Below are 17,192 nucleotides of genomic sequence, written 5' to 3' on the forward strand. Positions count from 1 at the left end.
TTAGTCAATTAGAATGAGATTAGAACAACCGGATTGTCTGAATGATCAGATATACATTTAGCACAACGATAATAGCGGCAATGACCCATGAGATGATTTTGAGCCATAATTTGTTGGCGAATGCACCCATGCTTTTTTTATCACTCGTGAATATCACCAGGGGGATTACAGCAAAAGGTAATTGAAGCGACAGTACGACCTGGCTCAAAATGAGCAGTTCTTCTGTGCCGTGTTCTCCTGCAATAGCTGTGACAATTACCGCCGGGATGATGGCGATCAGACGTGTGACCAGTCTGCGCAGCCATGCCGGAATTCGAATATTCAGGAAACCTTCCATGACAATCTGCCCGGCGAGTGTACCTGTAAGGGTAGAGTTCTGACCTGATGCTAATAGCGCCACACCGAACAGGATACTTGCAACCGTTGTACCTAATAGAGGTGTCAGCAGATGGTAGGCATCTGCGATCTCGGCAACCTGCGTCATGCCTGCACTGTGAAATACAGCAGCAGATACAATCAGGATGGCCGCATTGATGAACAGGGCCAGTGTCAGCGCGATTGTTGAGTCCATGGTCGAGTACCGAATGGCTTCTTTTTTGCCCTGTGGTGTCTGTTCGATCTGACGTGTCTGTACAATGGAAGAATGCAGGTATAGATTATGCGGCATCACGGTTGCTCCGATAATACCAATGGCGATATAGAGCATGGCCGGGTTTTGCAAAATCTCGACATTAGGTACAAAACCATGGAGAACACCGCCCATATCCGGTTTCGCCAAGAATAGGTCGATGCCGAAACAGAGGGCAATGGTCGCCATTAGCACAATGACGAGAGTTTCCAGAGCGCGGAAGCCTTTGTTCTGCAGTACAAGGATCAATAGTACATCGACTGCGGTGATGATCACGCCGTATAACATAGGAATGTTAAATAACAGCTTTAACGCGATGGCAGAACCAATGACTTCTGCCAGATCGGTGGCTGCAATGGCAAGCTCACACAGAATCCATAACATCATGACGACCGGCATGCTGAAACGTTCGCGACAGGCTTGAGCCAGATCCCGTCCAGTGACAATTCCGAGTTTGCCAGCCAGCGATTGAAGTACAACGGCCATCAGGTTGGAGAGTAGGATGACGGATAACAAGGTATACCCAAACTGTGAACCGCCTGCAATATCTGTTGCCCAGTTGCCGGGGTCCATATAACCTACGGCAACGAGGTACCCTGGGCCTACAAAAGCGAGGAATTTCTTCCACCATGCAGCATTCTGCGGGACTTTCATCGAGCTATGTGCTTCTCCAAGAGAAGGAGCCATGCCCGCAGTAGACAATGATTCTCTTGAAGGCGCGTTGAACGGATTTTTTTTACTCATACGATAATCACCTGACTTGGAATTATTGATTTTGATATATTGATGCGGGACAAACCGCTCATGATATATCTAAATTTTTATGTTTATTGTTACATTGTACTCCTTCAATAATTTTTGTCTAGTGCAACTTTTATGTATCGGCACAAAATTTCGATTGCAGCTTGAGGATGTCCCTTGTATATTAACCAACCTCAGGGAAAATACAGCCATGAAGTTGAGATGCATGAAAATAATAAAGATGTAAAAGCTGATAAAGAGTTAAAATGCGTTTCAAAATGAGCCAGAAGTTTAAATTGAAGTGAAGGCAATTAAAACTATATGGATAAGGGAGAGATTCTTAATGGAAGCTTTATATACAGCAGTAGCGACAGTTAAAGGTGGACGTACAGGTTCGGTGACTTCTTCGGATGGCGTGCTCAAGCATGATCTGAAAATGCCCAAAGAGCTTGGAGGTTCCGGTGGTGAAGGTACCAACCCTGAACAGCTCTTCGCCGCTGGATATGGAGCATGTTATGAAAGTGCCCTTGCCAATGTAGCACGTAAAGCAGGTGTGAAATTGGAGAATGTGGTCGTTACAAGTAACGTATCCATTGGTAAAGACCCTGCGGATGACGGTTTCCAGTTATCTGTTCGCCTGGACGTGAGTATGCCTGGTGTGGATCACAGTCAAGCAGAGGATCTGGCCCGTAAGGCGCATGAATTCTGCCCGTATTCCAAAGCAACACGCGGCAACATTGATGTTGTATTAAACGTAGTCTAAGACCTGACTCCCGGTAGTAACTGGGAAGATATAGAGCAGGGTATCCTGGATACCTGATGTTCAAGCGCAGAGCCCTGCTGGCAATCGGCAGGGTTTTGTGTTGGTTATAATACATGAACATGATGCAGGAGATTAGATGTCAGATCGCGTACTATTTTACATAATTGCACTCCCACTTGATGCTACACATTCCATAAAGGGGGAACGAAGATGAGTATTGAAGAGATGATTGAGCGGCGATTTGTATGTACAAAATGCAGGGGGACGGATTGTAACATTAAGGAAGTCTCCATGTCAGGAGCAGGTCTGAGCAAAGTGTTTGATATCCAGCATAACCACTACCTGTTCGTGGCCTGTTCTTCCTGCGGGTATGTTGAAGTTTTTGATCCGGATGTCTTGAAAGGGAAAAAACAGGGGCAGGTGGGCACGATTCTGGATATTCTGTTTGGCGGGTAGACTTGCGTGAGTTGACATTGAACTGAATTTTCTTTAATATGACTTAGTACTGAGTAGTGTCATTGCATGAACCAAATTTGAATTAAACAGGTGATATCCATGTCTTATAGACCGCGTATTGCAGATTTAGAACTAGCTTATGGTAACAAGGAAGACGGATTGTATGAATTTAAAATGAAATTGGTAGACGGTACAAAATGCCGTGTATTCTACTCCCGTTCTCCGGAATGGAAAATGACCAATATCAGCCGTCTGCAGAAAACGCCTTGTCCAGTATGTCGCAAAGATTTCATTTGCAAATGTATGGACCAATGGGCAACTGACCTGCATCAACAGATGATCGATGACCAATGGATGGAAAAGGCAGTTACGGAGTAATTGTCGGACAGATACGAGCGTGGGCACAATGCCTGCGCTCTTTTTCTTTTATTTCCTATAAATAATATTTAGAATTAGTGAACAATATGGCCCAGATTGGGTAAGTTACTCTAACCGCAACAATAGGAGGCAGCGAATATGACAGCAAATCAAACGGATGAGCATCTGGGACATCCCATCGTACTGGTGGATGGCGTCTGCCACTTCTGCCAGGGATTAACCAAGTGGATTATCAAGCGTGACCCGGAAGGGAAATATCATTTTGCTTCGCTCCAATCCGATGTAGCCAAGGAATTGCTCGAGAAGGGTGATTTGTCGACAGACAGTATGGACACCTTTGTGCTGATTGAAAATGGAAAATACTATACACGTTCAACCGCCGCGCTGCGATTGGCCAAAGGTCTGAAGTTCCCTTATCCGTTGTTATATGTGTTCATTATCGTTCCGAAGTTTATTCGTAATGCAGTCTACAACTGGGTTGCGCGTAACCGTTATCGCTGGTTCGGTAAGGACGAAGCATGCATGTTGCCTACCCCAGAGATCAAAGATCGATTTTTGTGATTGTGATTAATAACGGAAATAATTGGGTAATGACAATAGATCATATCTATTTTGGGAGGACAACAACTTGAAGAAGTGGACTACATTATTTATCGGGGCATTATTAGCAGTAAGCTTGGCAGCATGCGGTAACGACACAGATAACACGGCAACGCCGCCAGCGACTAACAACGAAACGTCTAACGAGGGCAATACACCTGCAGAGCAGGAGACCAAGATCCCTACCCTGGACGAGTTGATTACCAAAACCAATGTAGCAACCAAAGAAATGAAAAGCTTCACAACCGAAGCAAACATTGATCAGAATCTGAAACTGGATGCTGGTGAACAGTCCCAGGATCAACAGGTTAAAACATCGCTCAAGATGGATATTATCAAAGATCCAATGATGATCTATCAAGAGATGAATATGGAAATGTCGGGACAGGAAGCTCAGAATGTGAAGCAGTATATTACTTCAGACAAAATCTACTCCCAAGTTGGGGAGCAATGGGTTGCGATTCCTGAAGCTCAAACCAAGGAACTGATTGAGCAGATGAAAGCAAGCATGAATCCGGAAGGTGAATTGGAGCAATTCAAAAAGATCGAAGAAGATACTGAAGTGACCGAAGAAGGCGACAATTATGTGATTAACGCTGACGTATCCGGTGATAACGTGAAGGAACTGGCCAAAGCCGTGATGGAGCAGAACGGATCGGATGCCCAGATGCAAGCCATGCTTGATCAGATGAATATCACCAGCATGAAGATGAAATACATGATCAACAAAGAAACCTACCTGCCTGCAAGTACTGACGTAACCATGGTCATGGAGATGGAACAGAATGGACAGAAAATGACGATGGACATGAAGATGACCAGTGCATTTTCTAACCACGATCAAGTGGAAGAGATCAAGATTCCACAAGAAGCATTGGATAGCGCTAAATAAATTGGCGATGACAAATGAAATGTTAAAGATCGTTTAAAGCGTTAAACGCGCATCCTTATATGCCGTTTACAGGCACCTCTGAACTAGATCTGTGTGAGCCGAGAGGTTTACCGGATTAGAATCAGGGGTGTTTTTCAGTTTAGCGGAGATTATGGTCAGGGTTCAAGGTGTTATAGTATAGTCATATTGAAGTAGAGAGGGGAGATAAAAGATGATCGAATATGCACACATCCACCATGTTAGTCTAGCTGTACGTGATCTGGAAATCGCGAAGAAATTCTATTCGGGGTTACTGGGAATGCAGGAGATTGAACGTCCGCCTTTCCGCTCCACAGGTACATGGTATGCCATCGGTAGCCAGCAGCTTCATCTGTTACAGCACCCGGAGGGTCACACGTTACGCGAAGCTGGTATTGATACTACAGACGGTCACTTTGCGATCTGGGTGACCAGTTATTCAGGGACTATAACTTGGTTGGAGCAGCAAGGAATTGAGTACGAAGCGAGACCTGACAGTGTGGCTGGATTCGCACAGATTTTTGTACTTGATCCGGACCGTAACATTATTGAGTTCGATTCACCGTATAACTCTTAAGGGAAGAGGGTTAGAATAAATCCCTTGCTCCCCCAGAAATTGTATGCTATATTATCCATACATTCATAGCACGTGACGGAAGCACCGTCCATATACTGCATATTCATGCGGTTATTGGACGGTGCTTTTTTTTGTGCTTTTTGACAGGGAGGGAAGGAAAAATTGATTGTACTGAAGGCAGTATTGGTTTCCAAAGACAGAGATTACATTAGTGCCTGGCTTGATTATGTACAGGGAAGTTCGTCAGGTTTCCAAGTGCGTTTTACGGCCTTCTCCCAATGGGATTCGTTCAGAGATCACATGAACGAGCAACAGGAAGGTCGGGAGATGCCGGATCTGGTCGTTGCGGAACCGGAATTTCTGAATAACTGGCTGAGAAATGGCGGAGAAGCATCGGGTGTACCTTGGCTAATGCTGAGTGAAGGGCTGGACGAGGTGGATGAGGCGAAGCGGCTGATGAAATACCAACCATTGCCTACGTTACTGGAGGCTGTGATGAATGCTTGCCGGCAGCTGCGCCGCAAGAAAATGCATCGTCCGGGGCAGGAGACTCTCTCCATCGGTGTAGTGTCCGCTTCGGGCGGGAGTGGCAAAACGGTAGTGGCCCTGCACATGGCAAAGCAGTTGGGGCTCGCAGGTTATGCTGTACTCTATCTTAATCTGGAGACACTGGATAGCACGCTCCCGTTTCTGGAGAAGGGACTTTCCAGAAGTGCGCAACGCAACCCGGATGCGGAGACGGGGTTGTCACGCCTGCTTTACGATCTGAAGGTGGGCAGAAAGGAATCGGGCAAGCAGCTACAGGTTCAATCCAAGGCTGTAGATGGATATGTGATCCGTCATGAAGCGCTGAAGTCCGATGTGTTCTGGCCGTTATCCAATCGGAAGGAGCTGCTGCAAATGACTCGTGAGGATACGTCGAATCTGCTTCGTTATTTGACCGATTGCGGACAATATGACGTGCTCATTCTGGATGGCGATTCCGGCTGGGATGGACGCAGCGAAGGGGTGCTGGATGCAGCAGACGCCTTTGTCTGGCTAGTTGAAGATGATATATCTGCCATGCATCGATGGGGACAGTGGTTACAGCATGTCGAGCGTACCAAGCCAGATGTGTACGAGAACGTGTTGGATCGTTCATGCTTCGTGGTCAATAAATATCGGGACAATGTCGTTAATGCACTTCCGCGATCTGATCTGCATCTGGATGCGGTGTTGCCATATATCCCTTCATGGAAGCAGCTTAGTCAGGAAGAAGTCATGCTTAGTTCTCCGATCTTCCAGCGCGAAGTGAAAAGATTATGTGCCCTTCTGGTACAGGATGGAGAAGAAGAATTGAAGCAGACGGGGCCAATTCAGAAGCAGGATCGGTGGGCGTTATGACGGACTCATCCAATAGAATACTGGATCGTGAAGAACAGTTTCAGATCATGCGCAGGGAGGTCAGGGCTGGCCTCGATTTAACCTCTTCCGCAGGAGACGATGAACTATGGCAAGGGATAGAACGCAAAGTTCTCACTGATCCGAAGCTGGATGATCTGACCTCCGGAGAGCGTCATACCCTGGTACAGCGATTATTTGACTCTTTTCGAGGATTGGATATTCTTCAGCCACTCGTGGATCATCCCGATATTACGGAAATCATGATTAACAGTCCCAAGGAGATTTTTGTGGAGCAAGAAGGTGAGGTCAGTCAGATCACCCTTGAATTTGAGTCCAGGGAACGGCTGGAGGACATTATTCAGATGATTGTGTCCGGGGTGAACCGGATTGTGAATGAGTCTTCTCCGATCGTGGATGCCCGGTTAAAGGATGGTTCACGGGTCAATATCGTATTGCCTCCCATTGCTCTGAAAGGCCCCACGATGACCATTCGTAAATTCCCGAGTGAGCCGATGAAGATGTCTGATCTGATTGAAAAGGGAGCCCTGCATGAAGAAGCTGCAGAATTGCTGCAACAGTTGGTACGGAGCAAATACAACATCTTCATTGGAGGGGGTACTGGTTCGGGAAAAACGACCTTTCTGAATGCACTATCCCAGTTCATCCCCGCCGATGAGCGGATTATTACCATTGAGGATTCGGCTGAGTTACAGATTGTAACGGTACCGAATCTGGTGTCACTGGAGACCCGGAATGCGAATACCGAGGGCAAAGGGCAAATCTCCATTCGTGATCTGATCAAGTCTTCCTTACGGATGCGTCCGAACCGGATTGTGATTGGCGAAGTAAGGGGCGCAGAAGCGTTGGATATGTTACAAGCCATGAATACGGGGCACGATGGATCGCTGTCTACAGGGCATGCGAATACCATCTCGGATATGATCAGCAGACTCGAAACGATGGTGCTCAGTGGTGCGGATCTTCCCATTGCGGTTGTACGACAGCAGATTAGTTCGGCGATCGATATATTTGTACATCTATCCCGACTAAGGGACCGTTCACGGCGGGTGACAGAGATCAGTGAAGTGATCGGTATGCAGGATGGTGAGGTTTTGCTGAATCCACTGTTTCGTTTCCAAGAACATGAAGAGCGGGAAGGCAAAATTATTGGCGGGTTAGTACAGGTTGGAAAGTTGAATCAGATCGACAAAGTTCAGATGGCTGGGCTCGGGGAATGGCTGAATGAATACATAGGAAAATATAGTGTTGAATCAGATTCAGCAGATAACAACGTGAATTAAGGTGATTGGAAGGTGATTACTGTTGGGTGAAGCCAGACAGATGTTGACGGATTACACCGTATATACGCTTTCCCGGAGGCAACGAATAGTCTCTATGCTGATTAGTGGTCTGCTGTTCTTTGGAGTCGGACTTCTGTTCTATCACCACTGGTTGGCGGGAGCGATTCTGGCTGCAGGCTGCATATGGGTACCAAAACACTGGACTAAGGTACTGCTGGAACGAAGAAGAATGACGCTCAGTTTACATTTTAAGCAAGCATTATATGCATTGTCTTCTGCACTGGCTGCAGGAAAATCAGTGGAAAATGGATTCAAGGAATCCGTAGAGGATTTGCGGATGTTGAACCCGGAAGCGGATACCGATCTGATTCGTGAGTTCACGATATTGCGGACACGGTTGGAGTATGGACAACCGATTGAAGAGGCGCTACAGGATTTTTCCGATCGGGCGCAGATCGAGGATATTACGAATTTTGCAGACGTGTTTATTACGTGCAAACGAACTGGCGGGGACCTGGTTGAGGTTGTGCGTCGTACCTCTGCGGTGATTGGTGAGAAGCTGGACATTCAGCAGGATATTATGGTCGCGGTATCGCAGAAAAAGTTCGAATCAAAGGTGATGTTTGCCGCTCCATTTATTTTTCTGATATTCCTCAATCTGACCGCCAAGGATTTTATGGAGCCGTTATATAGCGGGATGGGTTACCTCATCTCTAGTGGTGCCTTGGCAGTACTCGCCTGCTGTTATCTGTGGATTACTCGCATTATGGATATCAAAGTATAAGGAGCTGAAAGGATGCTGCTTCCCGTTATAGTCGCAGGGATGCTCGGAGCGGGATGGCTGGTGCTGGATCGAATCCGGGGGCAGACCTACCGGCATCTGCGCAAGCTGGATATGGAAGGATTACGACTGAAGAAATGGCATGGACCCTTCCTGTTTCTAATGGACAAGTTCGAGATTGGACGCAGATTGCCAGTGCTCATGTTTCGAATGCAACATGCCATTCAGAAAATGTATGGCAACCAGCACAGTGGAGAGAAAACGATGCTGTATTGCGCCGAAATGTTGACCTATACGTGGCTCATGCTGATGGTGGGCTGCCTGTTATCACTCGTTGGAGATATGGGCATCGGAGGCATGGTGGGTGGACTCGCGCTAGGAATAGCTTTACCTTTTGCACTCTATAAAGACCTCAATACGAAGGTGCAGCGAAGAGATCAGGATATCCTTATGGAGCTACCGGAGCTGTTAAATCGGATTGTTCTGCTGGTTGGTGCAGGTGAGACCGTGCAACGTGCCATCGTTCACTGTGTGACAAGCCAGGGGGAACGGAATCATCCGCTGTACAACGAACTCAGAAAGACCGTGGGAGATTGGAATAACGGTTATTCGTTTCAACAATCACTTGAACAGTTCAGCCGCCGCTGCGGTGTGCAGGAAGTGACGATTTTTACAACAACGGTACTACTGAATTTCCGGCGTGGAGGAGGTGACTTTGTATTGGCGCTGCGGGATCTGTCACATGTGTTGTGGGAGAAACGGAAGGCTGTCAGTCGGGCGAAGGGAGAACAGGCTTCTTCCAAACTGGTGTTTCCGATGGTACTAATCTTTTTTACGATCGTGGTTATGATCGGGGCACCTGCTTTTATGATGATGAATATGTAGGAGGAATTGGGATGATGGAAGTGTTGAAAAACAAGGTAAACGCATTTTGGAAGGAAGAGGACGGACTCGGCACATTGGAGCTGATTCTGATTATCGGGGTTATTATCATTATTGCTTTGATTTTTAAAGACCAAATAACGGCACTAATCAAGTCTCTTCTTAGCAAAGTGGATACAAAAAGTAATGAATTTTTCCCGGGTTAACAGGCTGAAGAAGGAAGAAGGGAGCTTCACCGTTGAAGCCTCCCTGATCTTCCCTGTCGTGCTGTTTATTCTTGTGTTGTTGCTCTTTTTTACTATGTACATGTATCAAAAGACATTTCTGAATCAACATGCCTATGCGGCTTCTGAACGTGCAGCCTATAGTTGGGATAACAGCCACAAGCAGGCGATGACTGGTGAATTTGTCGCTGGAGAACATGACAATCTGTACTGGAGACTGACGGATGATCGTATGCTCGGCGCACTGTTTGGTTGGGCGGGAGCGGATAATCAGGTTAGCGTTTCCGTACCTGCTGGTGAGGGCGGAAGTCTCTCGGAACAGAAATTATCGCAAGCGGTTCAACATATGCCTCCAGCCATGAAAGGAACAATTGAATATCAGAATTCTCTGATTCAGAGGAAGATAACGACCAAGCTGGATCAGGTGATTTCTCTGCCTCTTCCTTCTTTTTTGTTCGATTCAGGTGACCGTGTGCAGACTCAGGGATCATCCGCAGTTGTTGAACCGGTTGAATTCATTCGAACGGTCGATCTGGTCCGTTATTACGCAGCCAAGTTTAAAGGCAAAGGCGGTGAAGCCGCGAGTACTGCTGCGGAAGCAGGACAGGTTGTACAGCATTTTGGCAAAAGCAAAAAGTGAACAAAGGAGGAGGGCAGATCTGCTTAGGAAAAAAGACGGTGAGTCGGGGGCTGTAACCCTTTTTTTGATATTAATATTAGCTGGAGTCTATATGTTTGTAGCTATATTTATTGATTACGCTCGTATAGCGGCATTCAAAGTGCAGACCGAACGAATGACACATGCTGCAATGAGATCCGTCATGTCAGCCTATGATACATCACTCCGGGAGTATGGTTTATTCGGGTATGGTGACAGCAGTGGGGATGCGATTATGGCTAAAGTGTTGAATGATAGTGTGAAGCCTTCATCCGTGAAAGATGGATTCCCTATTCTGGATATCCAGTGGGATACAACTTCGCTCAGCATGGAGCGTGAACTGGGCAGATACGATATATTTAATCGCCAGATTCAGGAGGATATGAAGTATCGGGCTCCGGTTGATTTTACCCTTGAAGTAATCAATCGTTTCAAACCGATGTCGGACGAGATGAAGGAAGCTGCGCATACGGTAGACTTGTTGAAAAAATTACAGAAGTTATATGACAAACGTGAAAAATTGCTTGACGAAGTCATTGTGAATCAGACGGAATCTGCGGAGAAGCTGAAGAATCTTCCGAAGTTGATCATGGACCCGCCTTCACAAGTCATCTATGAAGAGATGCTGGAAGAAACACCAGAGACAGCTGCCGAAGCAGCGGCACGTTATGCAGATTATCTAAACAAGAAACGGGCAGATGAGGGACTGCCATTCAGAGAGCAACAATACATATTGGAACTGGCGCGTTATCGGACTGGGGTGAGTAATGTGGTGACAGGCATCAGCATGATCATACAGCCCGCGTTACAGGCCCATCAAACGAAGCTGGAGGAAGCGCAGTCCAAGATCGAAGAAGCACGCAAGATGAATGAGGAAATGAAACGTGTGATTGCAGAGGGGGAGAACCGTTCACAGAATGCCAGTTATGACAACGTGGGAAACTCAAATCTGCCTGGAACCAGTCCTGCATCTACAGGATCAGGGAGTGAAGCCAAAAGCACACGTTCCCTCGCTTCTGAGCTTGTGAGGACGGATAGTTTGTTTGATCAGTTGAAGGCACGTGTGGATTCACAAAATTCGGACTTCTCTAACGTCAGAAGAGACAACATGGAGTTGAATAATCAGCTTCGCAGCGTTACGGGCATGAGTGGGGTTCCGATTAAACCCGCGGTCAGACAGGCAAGTCAGATTACGGAACGTTATATGGATACCTATGTGCGTAATGGTCCTGCCAATCTCATCCTCCAGAGTAAGCAACAGCTGGAGAGTGGTCGAGGTTCGGATGCCCAGCGCAAAGCGAATGACAAAGAATCCAAAGGGAAGTTGAAGGAAGTTAAACGGATCTTGTCACAGATTGAAAAAGGGAGTTCCGGATCAATGGACGCTTTCAAACAGCTGGAGGAGTATTACAACGCTAATATTGCTTTTAACGGGGCTAGTCGTGAGGAAGCCAAAAAGGCAGAGATTGCTGCTGATCCCTATGACTCTGGTGGGAATGCCATGAAGGGAATGGACAGTTTGTTCGGCGGGATGTCGGGTCTGCTGGATAGCCTTGGCGATGAATTATTTCAGAATGAGTATGCCCTTGCCTATTTTAACTCCATGGATTTTGGTCAGTTATTTACCTGGACTGAAGGTGGAGATGCCGGTGATGTCTTCAAATTGGAGAATCAGGAACTGGAGTATATCGTATACGGGTTCCATAATCCTTCGGGTAACATGGCTGCGGCATATGCGGAGATCTTTGGGATGCGGCTGGCTATTCGGACGGCAGAAGGGTTAATTGAGCACAGCAAGCTGGGGAATCCACTTCTGGTGTTATCAGCGGCCATCTTGCACGGAATTACAAATGCGATAGCCGATATGGTGAAACTTGCGAAAGAAGGCAGTGTGGAATTGTCCAAGTATATCAAAGTTAAACTGACGTACAGGGATCATCTGCGATTGTTCCTCTTAATGCATAGCAACAATGAACGCAAAATGTCCAGAATGCTGGCTCTGATCCAATTGAATACCGGCGTGAATCCAGATGAGAAACAGACGTATGCTTCAGGTAACATCCGAAGTAGCGTCAAACTGTGGTTTTTGCCAGGGGTGGTTAGAAGCATAGGTTCAGTTATGGGGAGTGCGGATCAGGTTGAAGGTGGGAGATTTTTCATTGAGCGGAAGGCGGATTATTCCTATTGATGATCGGGATCGTTTCGGTGGAGGGATCATGGATAAGCAGCAACGATATGAAAAAGAAAACGCACAATTACAGATTCGTTTAACACGAATATGCAGAATGGCACGTTTGAAGTCTTTGAAAAAGCAGATGTGTTTTCCGAGAAAAGAACAGGGCAGCATGGTTCTGGAAGCATCACTGGTTTTGCCTGTCTTTCTGTTCTTTATCATGTTTCTCATTTTCATTGTGCAGATGACTCTAATCTCCACAGCGCTACAGAGTACGGCGGGGGAAGCGGTAAAGCAGTTATCAACAAAAATATATCCGGTATCCCTCGTGTTCACACCTTCTGATTCTGCAGGCGGTGAAGGCTCCGGAGGGAGATGGAAGATACCGGAGCTGTCTCTGACGGAATGGGCAGAAGGATATGCTTCTTCACTACCTGAGCCATTAAGTGATTGGGTACGATCAGCAGCAGCCAGTGGTGAACAGCCCTTACAGGAGATCAAGACATCCGTACTGGAAACGGTGCTTGATCCGACGGTCAAACCGTTGCTACAACCATTTATCGAGCCAACTCTGCTGGATATGGAACGTGTCCATGTGAATGGTATTTCCATACCTGATCTCAAGAACAAAACGAATCCATATTTCCGACTTGAACTGAGTTATGAATTACCGATAAAGGTACCCTTTCTCAGCAAACCGTTGCGGATTCAGGCTGCTGCGGCAGAACGGATATGGATTGGAGATACAGGAGAAGGAGCTGATGGTAGCGGAGGAGACGGGCATACTGCGGGCTCTGCAACGGTACTGTCGAAGCCTGACCCGGCTTACATAGGCAACAATGCAACGATCAAGGTGAAGGTAGAACCAGGAGCGACAGCCAACTTAACGATATTTTACAAGTCAGGTGAAAGCTCTGCGAAGCACATCGGCTGGGCCACCGCAGATGAGAATGAAATTATTGAGTGGAATTGGTTTGTCGGTACTCGGACAACAGAAGGAACATGGAGTTTTGTTGTCGAGACAGGGGACGGTGCCAAGACAGAGACTACGTTTACCGTGGCCTCCAGAAAATAAGGAAGGGGATGATGGGGGTGGAGTGGTTTTACATTGCCTGTGGCATATACGTTATTGCCGCTTTTATTACAGATATTCGTTCCATGAAAATTCCCAATCGATTGACTTTACCTGTGACTGTAGCTGGCGTACTAGCCCATATCATATGGGGAGGATGGGATGGTTTCTTGTTCTCAGCCGCCGGATTTGCAGCAGGTTTTGGTATCTTGTTCCTGATGTATGCGATTGGAGCGGTAGGAGCAGGAGATGTGAAATTGTTTGGTGGTATTGGTGCATGGACGGGACTCGCTTTTGGCATTCATATGATTATTTATTCGGTTTTGTATGCGGGAGCCGTTGGTTTAGTGATACTTCTGTTCCGTAAGAACTCAGCGAAATGGATTCGAGGCATGGCAGGAAATCTTGCAGGGTTCTTCATGCTTGGTTCACTCAAGCTGGTGAACAAGGAGAAGACATTGAAGTTCCCATTTATGCTGGCGGTGTTACCTGCGTATATCACGGTCCTTATCCCTGCACTTTTCCCTTGATATCAGGAGTCTGGAAAACTCTAGGATAACAGCGACCGAAGATGGCACTGCGATTGGAGTGGAAAAGTGTAACATATTGTAACTCAACTTATATCAACTAAACTTTTTACACGAGAACGGAGAGGACGGAAAAAACCTGAAGAAGCGGAGCTAAAAGCTTTCTGAAAGAAAGCTGCATCGGAAGCATAAGCTTCGCCTTTATCCCCGGATTTTCCCCTTTATAAAAGGGAATCAAGAAATCTGGGGATAATAGCGATCGGAAGGTTGTTCCGTCATCGAAGTTTCAGTGTAAACATTCTTTAGTTGAACCTACACAGCAATGGAAAGAGAGGATTGGCATGTATGGATTAACGAGAGATTTTATTCGTAATGGCGGAGCGTTCATGGTTTTGGAAAAAGCAGATGGGTTACGAATGGAGGAATTGAGCCGGGTACAAATGGGGATGTTGTCCTCCAATCAGATCCCGCGACTTCTGCCTGTACATATTCGGGAAGTGGATCGAAATGTAACTTTGCAGTACGACATATCGGGTTACAAGATGTTATCCCAAATGTTAAAGTCAAGCAAAATCCAATTGCGTGTTCTGTATGGTCTGTTGTTCCAACTGGCAGATGCCTTCACGGAATGCCGACAATATATGTTGGAACCTCGTAAATTATTGATTCAGGAGGAGTACTTGTTCATCAATGGTTCATTCGAACAGGGTGAACTTGGGATGGTATATGTACCGATCATGGATAAGGATGAAGATGATTCGACGCCTCAGCAATTCCGTGAGCTGGTGATCAGGCTGATGGCCCATGTAGAGGAACTGCAGGGAGTAGGCATTCAGCGTGTTCTGCAGTTATGCGACAATGAACGCTGGGATATTAGACAATTACGAGAGCTACTGCTGGAGTTATACGCTGACGAGCAAGAGACTGGAGAAAGCGCAGCATTCCTCTCGTCGAGAAAGTCGGAAACGGGCGATGATCCAAGAGTAAGAGGTGCCTCACATTCGTCGATATCTGAGCGAGATAGTAGGCCTGTTGCTGGTAATTCCGGGCATCAGTACAGTGCTCCCATTCAAAATGCTTCTGTGGAGTCCCCACTAAATTTTCGTCAGCAGCAGAAAATGAGTGCTTCGGGGGTTGAAGACATTCCGCTGAGGTCTCGAACCTCTTCGGGCAGACGCTCATCTGGACATTCTTCATTGGAGGACTCAAGCAGCGTGGATCAAGTATCGGGTAACCCATATCATTCGCTAGAGCATCCTGATATGGAAGTGGAGGAGAAGTCTGGATCTTCCAAAATAACTTATATCATACTGGGCTGCATGGTGGCCATGGCATTGGTATGGAGATTCATATACATGGAGCAACCTGGTCAGACACAGATGATCCTATCCGCGGTACTAAGTCTAGGTTTGCTTGGTGTGGCAGGATGGACGTGGAAGCGCAAGGGGAAGCCTCAGAGTGGCTCAGATGATAAACATTCTTTTTCATTCAACCTGGGTAAGAACAAAGGGAAGAAAACTGAAGATGAAGAGGAACTATTTCAGGAAAGTTGGCGCTGGAATGCAGCTGATAAGCTGGAGGTACGTATAACCCAAGCTGCTGAATCAGCTTCAGAAGGAATGGAGCGTTCCCGTTTTCAAAATCTGAATATGACAGCTGAACCTTCCGAACCACCGTTTGTACAAGGTCAGGCACAAGTTGCAGCTTCAACTTCGGAGTTAATCCGACATGATACAGTTGCGGAAGCAACCGTGAATTTGCAAAATCTGACTGGAGGCAAAGTTACAGGGTCGGGCCCTATAGTGCCGTCATTTTATCTTGAGCGAAGATCGGGAAGCAGCGATCAACATGAACGAATGGATGTTCAAGGCGCATCTTTTGTAATCGGAAGATCAGCAGACATGGTTCAGTGGGTGGACACAGCGACCGGCGTGTCCCGTGCTCATGTTGAATTGAGCCGGAACAAATCGGGCTATGTCATTAAAGATCTGGGTTCCGTCAATGGAACCATTCTTCAGGGCAATATTCTTGCTCCTTATAAGGAGTATCCATTGGCGGATGGAGACACATTTTCACTTGCGGAATCTGTCTACACTTATCGGTCGATTGGATAAACTAGGGTCCAATCCCGTGGTTCAATCAGTCGGATAAGCCACGGTGCTTCAGATCTTCCAGGGCCTGGGTTAAGGTAGGGAAGGTGAATTGGAATCCGTGGTCGAGTGCTTTTTGCGGAATGACTCTCTGCCCCTGAAGCACAACAACGGATAGTTCTCCGACCAAGGTTTTAATCAGGAAGCCGGGTACGGGGAACCAATGTGGGCGATGATAGACCTTGCCGACCGTGCGACCAAATTCATCATTGGTAACGGGGTTTGGTGTGGAAGCATTTACTGGCCCCGAAATCTGTTTGTTCTGAATGGTGAAGTCGATTAGTCTGACGATATCCATAATGTGAATCCAGCTTGTCCATTGCTTGCCACTACCAAGCTTGCCGCCAGCACCCAGCATATAAGGTAGTTTCATCAATGGAAATGCCCCTTTTTTATGACCCAGTACCAAGCTAACCCGGATTTTAACGAGTCTCACATTTTTGATCGCATCTGCAGCAACTTCCCATTGTTCCGAGACCCGGGATGGGAAATTCATGGATTTTTGCGGACTGCTCTCGTCGAAGGTTTCGGTAGGGGAAGTCCCATAGATGGCCATGGCAGAAGCCTGTACGACCACTTCCGGTTTTTGCTCCAGTGATTCCACCAATCGGGCTACCCGGGCGACAGTGGTTACTCTGGATTCAACAATCTCCAGCTTCGCCTTGGTTGTCCAACGTTGATTCAGCGTTTCTCCGGCAAGGTTAACGAGAGCGTCCATGCCTTCAAGTAGTTGAGGGTGCTCTTCGACTTGTTCCCACGATATATATGTAAGATTCTTGCTTGGATTATGCAAGTCAGGCAGTTTGCGTGTGATGATTTTCACGTGGTGTCCGGCTTGCAGCCAATAATCCACAAGCGCTCCTCCCACAAATCCAGTACCTCCACAAATGGCAATTTTCATAATGAACATCCTCCCTGTAATTTTCACTGCGCTGAGATATACCGTTGGATCGACAAACAGCCCCGTACGGTAAGCAATGCCTGTTGG

The 17,192-nt window shown here is 46.9% G+C and carries 18 protein-coding genes; 16 read left to right on the forward strand and 2 right to left on the reverse strand.

The features are described 5' to 3' along the window. Positions 1–19: 19 nt before the first annotated feature. Entirely contained in the window at positions 20–1,315 is a 1,296-nt protein-coding gene (locus AC1S8V_RS07225; RefSeq protein WP_482074419.1) for an Nramp family divalent metal transporter, read from the reverse strand. Positions 1,316–1,712: 397 nt separating this feature from the next. Between AC1S8V_RS07225 and AC1S8V_RS07230 the strand changes: the two genes are divergently transcribed. The 16 genes from AC1S8V_RS07230 (at position 1,713) to AC1S8V_RS07305 (ending at position 16,168) form a co-directional block, all read left to right on the forward strand. After that, a complete protein-coding gene (locus AC1S8V_RS07230) occupies positions 1,713–2,132 on the forward strand; it encodes an organic hydroperoxide resistance protein (protein WP_482073044.1) in 420 nt (139 codons plus the stop codon). A 210-nt stretch (positions 2,133–2,342) separates the two neighbouring features. After that, positions 2,343–2,588 carry a zinc ribbon domain-containing protein gene (locus tag AC1S8V_RS07235; protein WP_482073045.1) on the forward strand — a complete coding sequence of 82 codons (246 nt, stop codon included), beginning with the start codon at positions 2,343–2,345 and terminating at the stop codon, positions 2,586–2,588. Between the two features lie 99 nt (positions 2,589–2,687). Further along, a complete protein-coding gene (locus AC1S8V_RS07240; protein WP_482073046.1) occupies positions 2,688–2,966 on the forward strand; it encodes a hypothetical protein in 279 nt (92 codons plus the stop codon). A gap of 138 nt (positions 2,967–3,104) precedes the next feature. After that, positions 3,105–3,527 carry a thiol-disulfide oxidoreductase DCC family protein gene (locus AC1S8V_RS07245; protein ID WP_482073047.1) on the forward strand — a complete coding sequence of 141 codons (423 nt, stop codon included), beginning with the start codon at positions 3,105–3,107 and terminating at the stop codon, positions 3,525–3,527. A gap of 67 nt (positions 3,528–3,594) precedes the next feature. Then, positions 3,595–4,458 (forward strand): DUF6612 family protein, encoded by an 864-nt coding sequence (locus tag AC1S8V_RS07250; RefSeq protein ID WP_482073048.1) that lies wholly within the window; start codon positions 3,595–3,597, stop codon positions 4,456–4,458. Between the two features lie 211 nt (positions 4,459–4,669). Continuing rightward, positions 4,670–5,053, forward strand: coding sequence for a VOC family protein (locus tag AC1S8V_RS07255; RefSeq protein WP_482073049.1), 384 nt, complete (start codon positions 4,670–4,672; stop codon positions 5,051–5,053). A gap of 162 nt (positions 5,054–5,215) precedes the next feature. Next, positions 5,216–6,436: a nucleotide-binding protein gene (locus AC1S8V_RS07260; protein ID WP_482073050.1), complete on the forward strand. Its 1,221-nt coding sequence runs from the start codon at positions 5,216–5,218 to the stop codon at positions 6,434–6,436. Beyond that, positions 6,433–7,737 (forward strand): TadA family conjugal transfer-associated ATPase, encoded by a 1,305-nt coding sequence (locus tag AC1S8V_RS07265; protein ID WP_482074420.1) that lies wholly within the window; start codon positions 6,433–6,435, stop codon positions 7,735–7,737. Before AC1S8V_RS07260 ends, AC1S8V_RS07265 begins: the two co-directional genes overlap by 4 nt. Positions 7,738–7,777: 40 nt before the next feature. After that, entirely contained in the window at positions 7,778–8,521 is a 744-nt protein-coding gene (locus AC1S8V_RS07270; protein ID WP_482074421.1) for a type II secretion system F family protein, read from the forward strand. Between the two features lie 12 nt (positions 8,522–8,533). Continuing rightward, positions 8,534–9,403: a type II secretion system F family protein gene (locus AC1S8V_RS07275; protein WP_482073051.1), complete on the forward strand. Its 870-nt coding sequence runs from the start codon at positions 8,534–8,536 to the stop codon at positions 9,401–9,403. Between the two features lie 11 nt (positions 9,404–9,414). Continuing rightward, positions 9,415–9,606: a Flp1 family type IVb pilin gene (locus AC1S8V_RS07280; RefSeq protein ID WP_169480099.1), complete on the forward strand. Its 192-nt coding sequence runs from the start codon at positions 9,415–9,417 to the stop codon at positions 9,604–9,606. Next, positions 9,587–10,264: a TadE/TadG family type IV pilus assembly protein gene (locus tag AC1S8V_RS07285; RefSeq protein ID WP_482073052.1), complete on the forward strand. Its 678-nt coding sequence runs from the start codon at positions 9,587–9,589 to the stop codon at positions 10,262–10,264. Before AC1S8V_RS07280 ends, AC1S8V_RS07285 begins: the two co-directional genes overlap by 20 nt. A 64-nt stretch (positions 10,265–10,328) precedes the next feature. Then, the gene (locus tag AC1S8V_RS07290; protein ID WP_482073053.1) at positions 10,329–12,470 is read left to right on the forward strand and encodes a hypothetical protein; all 2,142 of its coding nucleotides are present in this window, start codon (positions 10,329–10,331) and stop codon (positions 12,468–12,470) included. Positions 12,471–12,498: 28 nt separating this feature from the next. After that, the gene (locus tag AC1S8V_RS07295) at positions 12,499–13,530 is read left to right on the forward strand and encodes a pilus assembly protein (protein WP_482074422.1); all 1,032 of its coding nucleotides are present in this window, start codon (positions 12,499–12,501) and stop codon (positions 13,528–13,530) included. A gap of 11 nt (positions 13,531–13,541) precedes the next feature. Then, entirely contained in the window at positions 13,542–14,057 is a 516-nt protein-coding gene (locus AC1S8V_RS07300) for an A24 family peptidase (RefSeq protein ID WP_482074423.1), read from the forward strand. Between the two features lie 338 nt (positions 14,058–14,395). Beyond that, positions 14,396–16,168: a DUF6382 domain-containing protein gene (locus AC1S8V_RS07305; RefSeq protein ID WP_482073054.1), complete on the forward strand. Its 1,773-nt coding sequence runs from the start codon at positions 14,396–14,398 to the stop codon at positions 16,166–16,168. A gap of 25 nt (positions 16,169–16,193) precedes the next feature. Here AC1S8V_RS07305 and AC1S8V_RS07310 read toward each other — a convergent pair whose 3' ends face one another. Further along, entirely contained in the window at positions 16,194–17,105 is a 912-nt protein-coding gene (locus AC1S8V_RS07310; protein ID WP_482073055.1) for a TIGR01777 family oxidoreductase, read from the reverse strand. Between the last annotated feature and the right edge of the window lie 87 nt (positions 17,106–17,192).

Source organism: Paenibacillus sp. B46(2026) (assembly GCF_056786355.1).

Bases quoted from the DNA above. Each gene is read 5' to 3' on its own strand.
- AC1S8V_RS07225 (WP_482074419.1), bottom strand. From the start codon at position 1,315: ATGGCTCCTTCTCTTGGAGAAGCACATAGCTCGATGAAAGTCCCGCAG.
- AC1S8V_RS07230 (WP_482073044.1), top strand. From the start codon at position 1,713: ATGGAAGCTTTATATACAGCAGTAGCGACAGTTAAAGGTGGACGTACA.
- AC1S8V_RS07235 (WP_482073045.1), top strand. From the start codon at position 2,343: ATGAGTATTGAAGAGATGATTGAGCGGCGATTTGTATGTACAAAATGC.
- AC1S8V_RS07240 (WP_482073046.1), top strand. From the start codon at position 2,688: ATGTCTTATAGACCGCGTATTGCAGATTTAGAACTAGCTTATGGTAAC.
- AC1S8V_RS07245 (WP_482073047.1), top strand. From the start codon at position 3,105: ATGACAGCAAATCAAACGGATGAGCATCTGGGACATCCCATCGTACTG.
- AC1S8V_RS07255 (WP_482073049.1), top strand. From the start codon at position 4,670: ATGATCGAATATGCACACATCCACCATGTTAGTCTAGCTGTACGTGAT.
- AC1S8V_RS07265 (WP_482074420.1), top strand. From the start codon at position 6,433: ATGACGGACTCATCCAATAGAATACTGGATCGTGAAGAACAGTTTCAG.
- AC1S8V_RS07270 (WP_482074421.1), top strand. From the start codon at position 7,778: ATGTTGACGGATTACACCGTATATACGCTTTCCCGGAGGCAACGAATA.
- AC1S8V_RS07275 (WP_482073051.1), top strand. From the start codon at position 8,534: ATGCTGCTTCCCGTTATAGTCGCAGGGATGCTCGGAGCGGGATGGCTG.
- AC1S8V_RS07280 (WP_169480099.1), top strand. From the start codon at position 9,415: ATGATGGAAGTGTTGAAAAACAAGGTAAACGCATTTTGGAAGGAAGAG.
- AC1S8V_RS07285 (WP_482073052.1), top strand. From the start codon at position 9,587: ATGAATTTTTCCCGGGTTAACAGGCTGAAGAAGGAAGAAGGGAGCTTC.
- AC1S8V_RS07295 (WP_482074422.1), top strand. From the start codon at position 12,499: ATGGATAAGCAGCAACGATATGAAAAAGAAAACGCACAATTACAGATT.
- AC1S8V_RS07300 (WP_482074423.1), top strand. From the start codon at position 13,542: ATGGGGGTGGAGTGGTTTTACATTGCCTGTGGCATATACGTTATTGCC.
- AC1S8V_RS07305 (WP_482073054.1), top strand. From the start codon at position 14,396: ATGTATGGATTAACGAGAGATTTTATTCGTAATGGCGGAGCGTTCATG.
- AC1S8V_RS07310 (WP_482073055.1), bottom strand. From the start codon at position 17,105: ATGAAAATTGCCATTTGTGGAGGTACTGGATTTGTGGGAGGAGCGCTT.